This is a genomic window from Pseudomonas sp. FH4 (assembly GCF_000510915.2).
GTDB lineage: Bacteria > Pseudomonadota > Gammaproteobacteria > Pseudomonadales > Pseudomonadaceae > Aquipseudomonas > Aquipseudomonas brenneri.
The window spans coordinates 65,010-79,250 of record NZ_AOHN01000014.1 but is presented as its reverse complement, the minus strand read 5'-3'; the positions used below and the strand labels follow the sequence as shown (position 1 = coordinate 79,250).

General features: G+C 61.0%; 12 protein-coding genes and 1 pseudogene. 2 read left to right on the top strand and 11 right to left on the bottom strand.

Features of this window, described 5'->3' with window-relative positions; translation table 11 throughout:
* The first annotated feature begins 217 nt into the window (after positions 1-217).
* Positions 218-1,000, top strand: coding sequence for a hypothetical protein (locus H097_RS11055; RefSeq protein WP_032859834.1), 783 nt, complete (start codon positions 218-220; stop codon positions 998-1,000).
* An 8-nt stretch (positions 1,001-1,008) separates the two neighbouring features.
* On the opposite strand, the gene H097_RS11050 is transcribed toward H097_RS11055, so the two are convergent.
* The 3 genes from H097_RS11050 to purD form a co-directional block, all read right to left on the bottom strand.
* Positions 1,009-1,605 (bottom strand): MarC family protein, encoded by a 597-nt coding sequence (locus H097_RS11050; RefSeq protein WP_003171467.1) that lies wholly within the window; start codon positions 1,603-1,605, stop codon positions 1,009-1,011.
* A gap of 170 nt (positions 1,606-1,775) precedes the next feature.
* A complete protein-coding gene (locus tag H097_RS11045; RefSeq protein ID WP_032859832.1) occupies positions 1,776-4,553 on the bottom strand; it encodes a hybrid sensor histidine kinase/response regulator in 2,778 nt (925 codons plus the stop codon).
* Positions 4,554-4,655: 102 nt separating this feature from the next.
* On the bottom strand, positions 4,656-5,948 hold the full coding sequence (gene purD, locus H097_RS11040) for a phosphoribosylamine--glycine ligase (RefSeq protein ID WP_032859831.1): 1,293 nt from the start codon (positions 5,946-5,948) through the stop codon (positions 4,656-4,658).
* Positions 5,949-5,971: 23 nt separating this feature from the next.
* On the opposite strand from purD, the pseudogene H097_RS28710 reads away from it, so the two are divergent.
* Positions 5,972-6,082: pseudogene (locus H097_RS28710) on the top strand (outer membrane lipoprotein carrier protein LolA); the annotation flags it as partial.
* 15 nt (positions 6,083-6,097) lie between these two features.
* Here the strand turns inward: H097_RS28710 and purH are convergent.
* The 8 genes from purH to aroQ form a co-directional block, all read right to left on the bottom strand.
* The gene (purH, locus tag H097_RS11035; RefSeq protein WP_032859830.1) at positions 6,098-7,705 is read right to left on the bottom strand and encodes a bifunctional phosphoribosylaminoimidazolecarboxamide formyltransferase/IMP cyclohydrolase; all 1,608 of its coding nucleotides are present in this window, start codon (positions 7,703-7,705) and stop codon (positions 6,098-6,100) included.
* 81 nt (positions 7,706-7,786) lie between these two features.
* Positions 7,787-8,107, bottom strand: a complete 321-nt coding sequence (gene fis / locus H097_RS11030; RefSeq protein WP_003186237.1) for a DNA-binding transcriptional regulator Fis — start codon at positions 8,105-8,107, stop codon at positions 7,787-7,789.
* Complete coding sequence (dusB, locus tag H097_RS11025) at positions 8,104-9,117, bottom strand: tRNA dihydrouridine synthase DusB (protein ID WP_032859828.1); 1,014 nt, start codon at positions 9,115-9,117, stop codon at positions 8,104-8,106. Before dusB ends, fis begins: the two co-directional genes overlap by 4 nt.
* A 186-nt stretch (positions 9,118-9,303) precedes the next feature.
* Positions 9,304-10,539, bottom strand: coding sequence for a DUF3426 domain-containing protein (locus H097_RS11020; protein ID WP_032859827.1), 1,236 nt, complete (start codon positions 10,537-10,539; stop codon positions 9,304-9,306).
* A 30-nt stretch (positions 10,540-10,569) separates the two neighbouring features.
* Positions 10,570-11,448, bottom strand: coding sequence for a 50S ribosomal protein L11 methyltransferase (prmA, locus tag H097_RS11015; RefSeq protein ID WP_032859826.1), 879 nt, complete (start codon positions 11,446-11,448; stop codon positions 10,570-10,572).
* Between the two features lie 272 nt (positions 11,449-11,720).
* Positions 11,721-13,082 carry an acetyl-CoA carboxylase biotin carboxylase subunit gene (gene accC, locus H097_RS11010; RefSeq protein ID WP_032859825.1) on the bottom strand — a complete coding sequence of 454 codons (1,362 nt, stop codon included), beginning with the start codon at positions 13,080-13,082 and terminating at the stop codon, positions 11,721-11,723.
* A 17-nt stretch (positions 13,083-13,099) separates the two neighbouring features.
* Positions 13,100-13,564, bottom strand: coding sequence for an acetyl-CoA carboxylase biotin carboxyl carrier protein (gene accB, locus H097_RS11005; RefSeq protein WP_029297651.1), 465 nt, complete (start codon positions 13,562-13,564; stop codon positions 13,100-13,102).
* Positions 13,565-13,588: 24 nt separating this feature from the next.
* Positions 13,589-14,044 (bottom strand): type II 3-dehydroquinate dehydratase, encoded by a 456-nt coding sequence (gene aroQ / locus H097_RS11000; RefSeq protein WP_032859824.1) that lies wholly within the window; start codon positions 14,042-14,044, stop codon positions 13,589-13,591.
* Positions 14,045-14,241 lie beyond the last annotated feature (197 nt).

Genomic DNA, 14,241 nt, shown 5'->3' with positions numbered 1-14,241 from the left:
CGCTGAATCTCAATGCAATTAACGGTTCCTCTCTATTAGTTGCAGAAAGTAAGCCTGCCGTTATCAGTCGCCAGTTCATCCCCACTGTTTGCGGGGCGGGGCAGCCAATGTCGACTTTTCCTACGCTTTAAAGGCCTTCTCGTACCTCCTGAAAAAGTTCAATCGGGCGACTAGTGTTTGTTGTAAGCCCGTGTGGGTTTTTTGTGGAGAAACAGTTATGGAGCGCAAACATAAGCGAATCAATGTGGCAAAAAAGAACAAGCTGATTGCGGCATACCGACTGCCGTTGACCCGGCGGCCAGCGGACCCGTCATCGCCGTTCCAGGCGGATGGTGACTTGAATGGTGCGGTGATCAACAACAGTGTGTTTTCGTTTGTCGCGGGTATGAGCCGCCTCAACAAGGAATACACCCGCAAGAGTTATCTGTTGGCCAGCAGCTATGTGAGTGAAGTCCTGAAAGTGGGGCGCGGCACACAGGCCTGGTATGACGAATTTATCAAGGTCATGAGCCGCCTTGGCTGGTTGCCGATACGCAGCAGTTTCGAACGGGTCACCACCTCCGTGAAGGGGCTGAGCGTGCAGATGGCCGTAATGAACATCATCTCGTCCACGGTGGCCTCGACGTTCCTTTCAGGCTCCTTGGCCATGGCGTTACCCAGGTTGGCGGCGGATGCTTTCGAGGCTTTGAAACAGCTGTCGGCACCGTTTGATCTGTTCAAGCGCAACATCGTCAACCATGAGGGCGGCGACTTTGGGCTGGCCTCCTGTTCGGAGGTCGACGGTGAAGTGTTGATGGTGCTGGTGACCTACAGCGCCCACGGTGTCAGCACGAAAGTGGGTGTGCCGTTTTTCGAATGGGACAGTTCCACGATCGAAGCCTACAGTGGCCAGACGTGCCTGATGCTCAATCCGGCAGTGGTCAACGACGCAACCATCAAGCAGTTGCGCGAGAGCGCAGGCGACAAGGTCTTGCACGCTATCGCCCAATACCAGATTTGAATGGGGCCTCAGGGCACCAGGTAACCGCGCACGCCGGTAAAGATGATCTGTGCAGCCAGTGCACACACGAACAACCCCATCAGGCGGCTGACAATCTGCAGCCCTTGGTCGCCGAGGATGCGTTCGATCCGGTTGGACAGGTACAGCACCACGCCCACGGTCAGGCTGGCCAGGGCGATACTGAGAATGGCGGTGAGCTTGTCATCCCAATGGGGCTGGCTGACCCCCATCACCAGCAGTGCGCCGATGGTGCCGGGGCCGACGGTCAGGGGGATAGTCAGCGGGACGATGGTCACGTCCTGCTGCACATTGTCAGTCTGCACGGCCGATTTGCCCTGGGCCATGCCCAGGGCGGAGATAAACAGCACACTGCCGGCGCCGATGCGAAAAGCATCCACGGTGATGCCAAACACACTGAAAATCACCCGGCCAAACAAGTAGAGCAACACGCTCGACACCAGCGTTGCCAGGGCAACCTTCCAGGCCAGGCGCCGCCGTTCCTTGCTGGAATAGCCACGGGTCAGGCTGATAAAGCAGGACAGGACGAAGAAGGGGCTATACAGCACCAGCATCTTCAAATAAACGCTGAACAACACGTGGAGCATGGCAGGAGCTCACAGCGAAGGAGGGGCGAGGGGGAGTTTATCAGGCTATGTGGGAGCGGGCTTGCCCGCGATGCAGGCGCCTCGGTTTTCCAGTTGCCACTGAGGTGATGCTATCGCAGGCAAGCCAGCTCCCACAGGGCGTTGTGGTGAGCAAGGGATTGTCGTTCGGGTCAGGAAGTATGCACCTGCTCCGCCGGCTGCTCGCGCTGTGTCACCCAGTACTCCACCAGTTCGCGCAGTTGCGACAGCTCCACCGGCTTGGCCATATGCCCATCCATCCCGGCCTGGCGTGCGCGTTCTTTGTGTTCCGAGAGAATGTGCGCGGTCAGCGCCACCACCGGCGTGCGTGTGCGCTGGTTGCTGACTTCCCAGACCCGCAGCTGCTGGGTCGCGGAGAAGCCATCGAGGATCGGCATTTCGCAGTCCATCAACACCAGGTCGTAGCGCTGGGCCTTCATCGCCAGCAAGGCTTCCTCGCCATTGCTGGCGGTATCGGGTTGCAGGTTGAGCTTGCCGAGCATGCCGCGAATCACTTTGGTGGAGATGCTGTTGTCTTCAGCCACCAGGATGCGGAAGTCGCTGGGCACGGTGACGGCCACCGGCGCGTTCGGCACTGTGTGGCGCGGTTGCACCACGCCTTTGCTGCGCTGGGTCAACTCGTCGGCCAGGGTGGTCTTGAGGGTGTAGCCCGCGACCGGTTTGGCCAGGATGCGCTTGATCCCGCAGTTGCGCGCGATGATCTTGCTCGGCGCGTTGCTGATACCGGTGAGCATGATCAGCAGGATGTCGTGGTTCAGGCTCGGGTCTTCCTTGATCTTCGCCGCCAGTTGCATGCCGGTCATGCCGGGCATGTTCTGGTCCAGCAGCACCACGTCGAAGTAATCGCGCAGGTGTGCCTTGGTGCGCAGCAGGGCCAGGGCTTCCTTGCCCGACGGCACCGCGCTGACATTCAGGCCCCAGGCGGAACATTGCTGCACCAGTACTTTGCGGCAAGTGTCGTTATCGTCGACGACCAGTACCCGTGCGTCTTGCAGCGGGCCGTCGAGGTCGGAGGTCGGGTGTTCCAGGCGCTCGGGGTCCAGCGGCAAGGTCAGCCACAGGGTGCTGCCTTGCTGGCTACCAGCCTTGATGCCGAACTCGCCATTCATCAACAGGATCAGTTGGCGCGCGATCACCAGGCCCAGGTGGCCGCTCAGGCGGGTGGCCGAGAGGAAGTTCTTGCTGTGCAGTTCGCTGTGCAACAGGGCATCACGTTCGGCGGCCTCCATCGGCAGGCCGCTGTCTTGCACGGCAATGCGCAGGCGCGGTTTGCTACTGCGTTCATCCAGGGCGACCACGATCAGCACTTCGCCTTCGTCGGTCTTGTGCAGGGCATTTTCCAGCAGGCTCAACAGGGCCTGGCGCAGGCGTGTCGGGTCGCCGCTGATGACCCGTGGCACCTGGGGCTGGATAAAGCTGATCAGCTCGACGTTCTGCTGCTCGGCCTTGGCGCGGAAAATACTCAGGCAGTCTTCGATCAGGGCATTGAGGTCGAACTGCACATCATCGAGTTCGATTTGCCCGGATTCGAGCTTGGAAATGTCGAGAATCTCGTTGATCAGGGTCAGCAGCTCATTGCCGGCGCTGTGGATGGTCTGCACGTAGTCGCGCTGCTTGACCGACAAAGGCGTGCCCAGCAGCAACTCGGTCATGCCCAGCACACCGTTCATGGGCGTGCGGATCTCGTGACTGATCTTGGCCAGGAACTCGGCCTTGGCGGCGATCTCGGCGTTGCTGGCCGCCAGGTCGCGGCTCAGGCTGAAACGATCCTCGACGATGCTGCGTTGGCGTTCGCCCAGGGCCTGGCTCATCAACAGGCCGCTGACGCAGATCACCGCCAGCAAGGTGATGATCAAGCCTTGCGGGGCCACCAGGGTCAGGCCCAGCAAGGCCGGCAGGATAATCAGCGTACCGGTGTTGAACACCAGCATGGCCAGCAGGAACAGGCGTGCCGGCCGGTAGCCTTTTTGCCAGTGGTAGGCGGAGACAAACAGCATGCTCAGGCCGGCCAGCGCCACCAGGGCGTAGGTGATGATGTTCAGCGGCAGGGTGTTGACGAACAGCAACAACAGGCCGCATAGGACGATCAGCAGGATATCCGCCATCAGCAGCTTGTTCAGCGGATGCGGGCCCAGTGGTGCGAAGAAACGGTAGGCGAACATCAAGCCGCATGGCGCCGTCAGCAGCAGCGCCATATAGGAGCCGGGGGTTTGCATGGCGTGCCAGTTCGGCAACCACGGGCCCAATAGGTTGAGCAGCAGCAACAGGCTGAGCAGCAGCAGCACTTCGCAGGCCGCCAGCCACAGGCTGCTGCGCGAACGATGGTAGGCGTAGCGGGCGAGGTTATGCAGGATCAGCATCAGCAGGCAGCCGAACAACAGGCCATAGACCAGGGTCTGGGTCTGGTTGGCGGCGGCCATCACGGCGGGTTCCAGGGTCAGGTACGGCCGCAGTTCGTGCTCCGAAACCAGGCGCACATACACCTCCAGGGGCTTCTGGCTCTGGGGCATGGGCAGCATGAAATCACTGCTGGGCAGCGGGCGTTCAGCCTGGGGTTGGCGGGTGCCGGTATTCACTTGCTCGATCAGCGTGTCGCCGTCCAGCACGTACAGATTGAGGTGCGCCAGGTCTGGCGCAAAGACCCGCAGCACTTGCTCGTGCTTGCCGGGTTGCAGCTTGAAGCGTACCCACAGCGCACCATTGGGCTCGGCGGCGGTGATCCGGTCCAGTTCGATAGGGCTGAATTGGTTGGTGTAGCGGGGTGAGCGAATGTCGCTCAATTGCAGGTCGGCCTGTTCATCAAGCAATACGGCCCAACCGCTGCCTTGCGCGAAGGCCTGGGCCGGCAACAGACAGAGCAGGGTCAGCAGGCTGACAGTAAAAACTATGGCGATCCTGAGCCAGCGCACGGCGAAATCCCTTCGTAGGTTAATGCACGGGGTTAACTATGCGCGGGACCGTAACAGGACGGCAAGGGCCAAAGGCCCCTGCCTGGCCGAACGGATAGCTGCTTACTGATCTTCGCCCCGCTCACGGGCAATGGCACGGTAGCCGATGTCCTTGCGGTAGAAGCAGCCCTGCCAGTCGATCTTCGCGGCGAGCTTGTAGGCTTGCTGCTGGGCGGCATCGACACTGGCGCCCATGGCGGTGGCGCACAGTACGCGGCCACCGGCAGTGACGACCTGGCCATCCTTGAGCGCGGTACCGGCGTGGAATACCTTGCCTTCGAGTGTAGCGGCTGCATCCAGGCCCTGGATCACATCACCCTTGGCGTAGTCGGCAGGGTAACCACCGGCTGCCAGCACAATGCCGACGCTCGGACGTGGATCCCACTGTGCTTCAACCTTGTCCAGGGCCTGGGCCAGTGCGGCTTCCACCAGCAGTACCAGGCTCGACTGCAGGCGCAGCATCACCGGTTGGGTTTCCGGGTCGCCGAAACGGCAGTTGAACTCGATGACTTTCGGGTTGCCGGCCTTGTCGATCATCAGGCCCGCGTACAGGAAGCCGGTGTAGACATTGCCTTCATCGGCCATGCCACGCACGGTCGGCCAGATCACCAGGTCCATCACGCGCTGGTGCACCTGGGCGGTGACCACCGGGGCAGGGGAGTAGGCACCCATGCCACCGGTGTTCGGGCCGGTGTCGCCGTCGCCGACGCGCTTGTGGTCCTGGCTGGTAGCCATCGGCAAGACGTTCTTGCCATCGACCATCACGATGAAGCTGGCTTCTTCGCCGTCGAGGAATTCTTCGATCACCACGCGCGAACCGGCGTCACCGAAAGCGTTGCCGGCGAGCATGTCGCGCACGGCGTCTTCGGCTTCCTGCAGGGTCATCGCGACGATCACACCTTTACCGGCGGCCAGGCCATCGGCCTTGATCACGATTGGCGCGCCTTTTTCACGCAGGTAAGCCAGGGCCGGCTCGATCTCGGTGAAGTTCTGGTAATCGGCGGTCGGGATCTTGTGGCGAGCCAGGAAGTCCTTGGTAAAGGCTTTCGAGCCTTCCAGCTGGGCCGCGCCAGCAGTTGGGCCGAAGCAGTCCAGGCCGCGGCTGCGGAACAGGTCCACGACGCCGGCAACCAGTGGCACTTCCGGGCCGACGATGGTCAGGGAGACGTTCTTTTCGGCAAAGTCAGCCAGTTGCTCAAGGGCCAATACGTCGATGGCGACGTTTTCGCACTTGGCTTCAATGGCGGTGCCGGCGTTGCCGGGGGCCACGAATACTTTCTGCACGCGTGGGTCCTGGGCAACTTTCCAGGCCAGGGCGTGTTCACGGCCACCGCTGCCAATGATCAAAACATTCATTTCAAAAACCTCTGTGAAACGCTGTGCTTTCTGTAGGAGCGAGCTTGCTCGCGAAGATCGTCAACGATAACGGGGGGCATCTGACTCCCCGTGGCGCTCTCGGGCTTTTCGCGAGCAAGCTCGCTCCTACAGTAGGAAAGCAGTGGTGTTTAGTGACGGAAGTGGCGCATGCCAGTAAAGACCATGGCGATGCCGGCTTCATCAGCCGCGGCGATAACCTCGGCATCACGCATCGAGCCACCCGGTTGGATCACGGCAGTAACCCCCGCTTTTGCGGCGTTATCCAGGCCATCACGGAATGGGAAGAACGCGTCGGAAGCCATCACCGAGCCCACCACCTGCAAGCCTGCGTGTTCAGCCTTGATCGCGGCGATACGCGCCGAGTTCACACGGCTCATCTGGCCGGCGCCGACGCCGATGGTCTGGCGGTTCTTGGCGTAGACGATGGCGTTGGATTTAACGTACTTGGCCACTTTCCAGGCAAAGATCAGGTCGTTGATCTCTTGCTCGGTCGGCGCGCGCTTGGTCACAACTGTAAGGTCTTGGCTGCCGATCATGCCAATGTCGCGGCTCTGTACCAGCAAGCCGCCATTGACGCGCTTGTAGTCCCAGGCAGCGGCACGGTCAGCCGACCACTCGCCGCAGGCCAACAGACGCACATTGGCCTTGGCCGCCACGATGGCGCGGGCCTCGCTGCTGACGCTTGGCGCGATGATCACTTCAACGAACTGACGCTCGACGATGGCCTTGGCCGTCTCGGCGTCCAGTTCGCGGTTGAACGCGATGATGCCGCCGAATGCCGATTCGGTATCGGTGGCGTAGGCCAGTTCGTAGGCCTGGCGGATCCCGCCTTCGGCGTCCGGGCTCACGGCCACGCCGCAGGGGTTAGCGTGCTTGACGATCACGCAGGCTGGCTTGACGAAGCTCTTCACGCACTCCAGCGCGGCGTCGGTATCGGCCACGTTGTTGTAGGACAGCTCCTTGCCTTGCAGCTGGGTCGCGGTGGCGATCCCCACTTCGGCAGGCTTGGCTTCCACGTAGAACGCCGCGCTCTGGTGCGGGTTCTCGCCGTAGCGCATTTCCTGGGCCTTGATGAACTGGCTGTTGAAGGTGCGCGGGAACTGGCTGCGGCCTTCTGTGCTGAGGGTCTCGGCGGCCTGGTTCACGGTGCCCATGTAGTTGGCGATCATGCCGTCATAGGCGGCCGTGTGTTCGAAGGCCTTGAGCATCAGGTCGAAACGCTGGGCGTAGGTCAGGCCGCCAGCTTTCAGGCTTTCCAATACTTGGGCGTAGTCGCTGGCGTTGACCACGATGGCCACGTCTTTGTGGTTCTTGGCTGCCGAACGCACCATGGTCGGGCCGCCGATATCGATGTTTTCGATGGCGGTCGGCAGGTCGCAGCCTGGCTTGTTGATGGTGGCTTCGAACGGGTACAGGTTAACGGCCACCAGGTCGATCGGCTTGATGCCGTGTTCGTTCATGATGGCGTCGTCGATACCGCGACGGCCGAGGATGCCGCCGTGGATTTTCGGGTGCAGGGTCTTGACCCGACCGTCCATCATTTCTGCGAAACCGGTGTAGTCCGCGACTTCTACTGCGGCCACGCCGTTGTCCTGCAGCAGTTTGAAGGTCCCGCCCGTGGAGAGGATTTCCACGCCAAGGAGCTGCAAGCTCCGAGCAAATTCGAGGATCCCGGTCTTGTCGGAAACACTGATCAAGGCGCGGCGGATCGGCAGGCGGGTAGTCTGGTCGGTCATCTCAATTTCCATCAAAAGCAAAGGAGTCAGCAAAAAAGGCGACCGGTTTTACGCGGGCGCCTTTCTGGTTTGATTGAATGCTTACAGCAAATCGTACTGTTTGAGCTTCTTGCGCAGGGTCCCACGGTTGAGGCCCAGCAGCTCACTGGCTTTGGTCTGGTTGCCCTTGACGTAGTTCATCACGCTTTCGAGCAAGGGCGCCTCGACTTCGGAGAGCACCAGGTTGTACACATCCGTGACGGCCGCGCCCTCAAGGTGGGCGAAATAATTGTGCAGCGCTTTCTCCACGCTCCCGCGAAGGGTCTGGCCTTCTTCGCTCGGCGTGTTGAGGTGCTGTTTCAAATTGACGTTGTCGCTCACGGGTGTTGTTCCACTCACTAAAGTCTCGGTCATCATCGTCATGCGGCCACCCCTTCTCCGTCCCCTGCTCTCAGGCTCTTGTCTCGTTCGGCAAAGAACTCACGAACGGCGGTGACCTGTGCTTGCGTTTCATCCAAACGATTGAACCCTGCGCGAAACTCCTTGGCGCCGGGCAGGGTTGCGAGATACCAACCCACATGCTTGCGAGCAATGCGTACGCCCATCACGTCTCCATAGAAGGTGTGCAGGGCGGCCAGATGCTCTAGCAGAATACGTTCCACCTCGAACAGCTCCGGTGCCGGCATGATTTGGCCGGTACGCAGAAAATGCTCGATCTCACGAAAAATCCATGGCCGCCCCTGGGCGGCCCGGCCGATCAACAGGCCATCGGCACCGGTCGCGTGCAGTACGCGCCGGGCTTTCTCGGCCGAGTCGATGTCGCCGTTGGCAAAGACCGGAATCGACACCGCTTGCTTGATTGCAGCAATGGTGTCGTATTCAGCCTCGCCGGTATAAAGGTCAGCGCGGGTGCGGCCATGCACCGCCAGTGCTGTAATGCCTGCCTGTTCGGCGATCTTCGCCACCGTCAGGCCGTTCTTGTTGTCCCGGTCCCAGCCGGTACGGATCTTCAGGGTGACCGGCACATCCACTGCACTCACTACGGCGTGCAGGATCTCGGCCACCAACTGCTCATCTTTCAACAGGGCGGAACCGGCGGCCTTGTTGCAGACCTTCTTGGCCGGACAGCCCATGTTGATATCAATAATCTGTGCACCCAGCTCCACGTTGGCCCGGGCCGCCTCCGCGAGCATCTGCGCATCACCGCCGGCGATCTGTACCGAGCGGGGCTCGGGATCACCTTCGTGGATCATGCGCATCCGCGATTTGCGGGTGTTCCACAAGCTCATGTCGCTGGTGACCATTTCCGAAACCACAAGGCCTGCGCCCAAACGTTTGCACAGCTGACGAAAGGGCTGGTCGGTGACCCCCGCCATCGGGGCGAGAATCAAAGCGTTTGGCAATGTATATGGGCCGATGCGTACCGCCGACATAGGACTTCCCTGTTGTGGGGCCGGATCATTAGAGTTCGAAAAAGGGTTGGCATGATACCCGCTCTCGATGACTGGTTAAAGGCTGAATTGGATAAAATCTGAGCAGTTATTTCTTTATCGCCACCGGTTTGGTGATGGACGGTCAAGTCAATAACCGGCCATCCAAACCTTGGCGTGCAGATCGGATCACTCGGGGGAGTGGAAACTGAGACTGTAGTTCACAGCCTTGTTGCCTGGGTCGAGGATGTCCAGGGCGATATGGATCGGGGTCTGGGACGGCATCTCGGTCTGCCCGGCCAGCTCGCCGCTGAGGTACTCGGCAGGCTTGAAGCGCCGGCTGGCGATCATCCGGCCATTGAGGTCGGCGAAGCGCAGCTCCAGCAGGGGGAATGGCTGGGAGAACGTGGCGCGGTTATAGATGATGGCATCTACGACCAGCGCGCCGGCGAACTCGGGGTGGCTGCGCACCACCAGGTTGCTGCTCTTGATGTGGGCGATATCGACCCGTGATGGCACCGTGCAGCCCAGTTTCGGGCACAGTTCCTGGAACCAGGGCCGGTATCTGTCCTGGCGGGCCAGGTCATCGAACTGGTAGGCAATGTATTGGCCGGCGAGGGCGGCGGCGGCCAGCAGCACCAGGGTCAGCCAGAGCAGGCGGCGGCCCCAGCCGGTGGGGCGCTTGCCGGCATAGAGGTGCAGCGGGTCGTCTTCCAGGTCCTGCAGCATTTCGTCGTGGGCATTGCCCGTGGCGCGCGTGCGCTTGCGACGTGGTTGTGCGTCGGGGGCCGGCTCGGGCAGCGGTTCGTCCGACGCGTTGCCGATGCTTGGTTCGGGTGGGTCGAGATCGTCGTCGACATGGCGGGCATGCAGTACGGGCTCGTCGTCCACCTCGTGGATGTCGAAGGACATCGAGGGTTCGGTACGCTGCGGTTTGCCCGCGGGTGTCGGGACCGGTTCGGCGGTTTCGTCGGCGTGGGCAATTGTCGCAGCCCGTTCGTCAGGCGGATCGCTGAACAGGCTGGCCGCCCACTGTTCCTCTTGCGCCTTGGCCGTGTCGCGGCTGGCGCTCATTGGCTGGTCTTTTTGCCGACGGTCTGCACCTGTCAGGCGCCGGTCGCTGCCTTGGGGCTGGGTGTGTTGAATCTCCCGGCGTTCCAGCTTGGCCAGCTCTTCGTCGAGGTCCAGGTGATCCAGGTCCAGTTCTTCAGCGGACCATTGCTTCTGGCTGATGGCGCGCGGTGCGGTTTCTGCCGTTGGCGCTTCAGGCGCATGGGTACGCTGCTCCAGCAACTGGCGAGCGGCGTTGAACACTTGCAGGCAAGAGCCGCAGCGAACCACGCCACGGGCCACGCTCAATTGAGCATGGCTGACGCGGAAACGGGTTTGGCAATGCGGGCACTGGGTGACGAAACTGTCGGTCATGCGGCCATCCGATTCATGCAGACGCTCATTCTAGCGCCGACGACCGCTGATGCGTACCCAGCCATCACGGTTGGCGATGGGGTCCAGGTCAAAGTCCTGGGCATAGGCGGCGGCCACTTCTTCGCCCTGTTCGGCGAGGATCCCCGACAGCGCCAGGCGCCCGCCAGGCTTGACCAGGCTCGACAGTTGCGGGGCCAGCGATACCAGCGGCCCGGCAAGGATATTGGCGACCAACACGTCGGCCTGCACCTGGGGCAATTGCTCTGGCAGGTACAGTGGGAATTTGCTTTCAGCAATGTTATTGCGCCCGGCGTTATCGCGGGAGGCTTCCAGGGCCTGCACGTCGATGTCTGTGCCGACGGCTTCCTTGGCGCCTAGTAGCAGCGCAGCGATGGCCAGGATGCCCGAGCCGCAACCGAAGTCCAGCACGTTGCAGTCCTGCAAGTCCTGGCCGTCGAGCCATTCCAGGCACAGGGCGGTGGTCGGGTGGGTGCCGGTGCCGAACGCCAGGCCCGGGTCCAGCAGCAGGTTGACGGCCTCAGGCTCCGGGGCGGCATGCCAGCTTGGCACGATCCACAGGCGCTGGCCGAAACGCATGGGTTGGAAGTTGTCCATCCAGCTGCGTTCCCAGTCCTGGTCTTCGATCACTTCACTGTGGTGCTCGGGCAGCGGGCCGCCGGTCAGCAGTTCCATATGGGCAAAGACACTGGTGGCGTCGGTGCCGTCTTCGAACAGGGCCAGCAAATGGGTGTGGGACCACAAGGGGGTGGTGTTCAGCTCGGGCTCGAAAATCGGCTGGTCTTCGGCGTCCATGAAGGTCACCGACACGGCGCCCACTTCGAGGAACGCGTCTTCATAGGTTTCGGCTTGTTCTGGGCTGATGGCGAGACGGACTTGCAGCCAAGGCATGGCGGGCACCTTTGAAAAAATGAGTGTGCAGCGGGGGTGGGGCTGCGAAAGGGCGCAAGTTTACGCGAGCGGCGAGGATAAGACGACAGTGCAAGTTACACACCAATCAAATGTGGGAGCTGGCTTGCCTGCGATAGCATCACCTTGGTGTAACTGATGCACCGAGGTGCCCGCATCGCAGGCAAGCCAGCTCCCACAGGGCTTTGTGGTGTTCTTGCGTGCCCATGAATGACAAAACCGCCCGAAGGCGGTTTTGTGGGTAGAGCACAAACTTACTGGTTGGCCAGCTTGTGTTCCAGGTAGTGAATGTTCACACCACCTTCGCAGAAGCCTTCATCACGAACCAGATCCCGGTGCAGTGGGATGTTGGTCTTGATGCCGTCGACCACGATTTCGTCCAGGGCATTGCGCATACGGGCCATGGCCTCGTCGCGGGTGGAGCCCCAGGTGATCAGCTTGCCGATCAGCGAGTCGTAGTTCGATGGAACCTTGTAGCCGCTGTACAGGTGCGAATCGACGCGAACGCCGTTGCCGCCTGGTGCATGGAAATGCTTGACCAGGCCAGGGCTTGGCATAAAGGTCTTCGGGTCTTCGGCGTTGATCCGGCACTCCAGGGAGTGGCCGTGGATCTTCACGTCATCCTGGGTGAAGGACAACACGTTGCCAGCGGCGATGCTGAGCATCTCCTTGACGATGTCGATACCGGTGACCATCTCCGAAACCGGGTGCTCTACCTGCACACGAGTGTTCATCTCGATGAAGTAGAAGCGGCCGTTCTCGTAGAGGAACTCGAAAGTCCCGGCGCCACGGTAGTTGATATCGATGCAAGCCTTGACGCAGCGTGCCAGGACTTCCTGACGTGCTTTTTCATCCAGGCCTGGTGCCGGAGCTTCTTCCAGTACCTTCTGGTGACGGCGTTGCAGCGAGCAATCGCGGTCGCCCAGGTGGATGGCGTGGCCCTGGCCGTCGGACAGTACCTGGACTTCCACGTGACGTGGGTTGGTCAGGTATTTTTCCAGGTAGACCATCGGGTTGCCGAACCAGGCGCCCGCTTCCGAGCGAGTCTGCTTGGCCGCTTCGATCAGGTCTTCTTCCTTGTGCACCACGCGCATGCCGCGACCACCACCGCCGCCAGCGGCCTTGATGATCACCGGGTAACCGACTTCGCGACCAATGCGCAGGGCGGTTTCCTCGTCCTCAGGCAGCGGGCCGTCGGAACCTGGAACGGTTGGCACGCCGGCTGCGATCATGGCGTCCTTGGCCGACACCTTGTCGCCCATCAGGCGAATGGTCTCGGCTTTCGGGCCGATGAAGGCGAAGCCGGATTTTTCCACCTGTTCGGCGAAGTCGGCGTTTTCCGCGAGGAAGCCGTAGCCAGGGTGGATGCCATCAGCGCCGGTCACTTCAGCCGCGGCGATGATGTTCGAGACCTTCAGGTACGAGTTCGTGGCCAGGGGCGGGCCGATGCAGATGCTCTCGTCCGCGAGTTTCACGTGCATCAATTCGGTATCGGCCGTCGAGTAAACAGCGACGGTCTTGATGCCCTCTTCCTTACAGGCGCGCAGGATCCGCAGCGCGATCTCGCCGCGGTTGGCGATCAGGACTTTTTGCAGTTTCTTCGCAGGTTTCAACATCGAAGGCGCTCCGCGGTTCAAACGATGGTGAACAGCGGCTGGTCGTACTCAACCGGCTGACCGTTTTCTACCAGGATGGATTCGATGACGCCGGCTTTTTCGGCCGTGATGTGGTTCATCATTTTCATCGCTTCCACGATGCAGATGGTGTCGCCCACTTTCACGGTCTTGCCCACTTCAACGAAGGCTGGCGAGGTCGGTGCCGGGGTGCGGTAGAAAGTACCGACCATTGGCGACTTGACCACGAAACCGTTGAGCACTGGTGCGGCCGGTGCGGCGGGAGCTGCGGCAGCAGCAGGTGCGGCAGCCGGAGCAGCAGCGGCTGGAGCCGGTGCTTGCATCTGTGGCGCGTAGAACTGTTGGGCCGGGGTCTTGCTGTGACGGCTGATCCGTACGGATTCTTCGCCTTCCTTGATTTCCAGCTCGTCGATACCGGATTCTTCCAGCAGTTCGATCAATTTCTTAACTTTACGGATATCCATGAATCATCAACTCCCAAGGGTCGGTCAGGGGCGTTTAGCCTGTTCTTCAACGTGTTCCAGGGCGGCCTCCAGGGCCAGTCGGTAACCGCTGGCGCCAAGGCCGCAGATCACTCCTACCGCTACGTCGGAGAAGTAAGAGTGATGGCGGAAAGCTTCGCGTTTATGCACGTTCGATAAATGCACTTCGATGAATGGGATGCTCACCGCCAGCAGCGCGTCACGTAATGCAACACTTGTGTGCGTAAAAGCGGCGGGATTGATCAGGATAAAGTCCACGCCTTCGCTGCGCGCGGCGTGAATGCGATCAATCAATTCATACTCGGCATTGCTTTGCAGGTAGAGCAGATGGTGGCCGGCTTCACGGGCCCGTCGTTCCAGATCGAGGTTGATCTGTTCGAGGGTGACTGCACCGTATACACCCGGCTCGCGGGTGCCGAGCAGGTTCAGGTTGGGTCCGTGCAGAACCAGTAAGGTCGCCATCGGCTGTTCCTTGTTATTGGATGTGGGTACGTCAGAACCCGGCGACTATGCCGCAAAGCCTTTGTGACTGTCCAGTTCTCTGCAATAGCCAGCACGATTAGCGAGGATTGCGCAAAGTATGTGACCGGGGCGCACGATCCGGTCATTGGTAATACGGTCCCGAGTACGCAGGAGATCAAAATGTGGGAGCGGGCTTG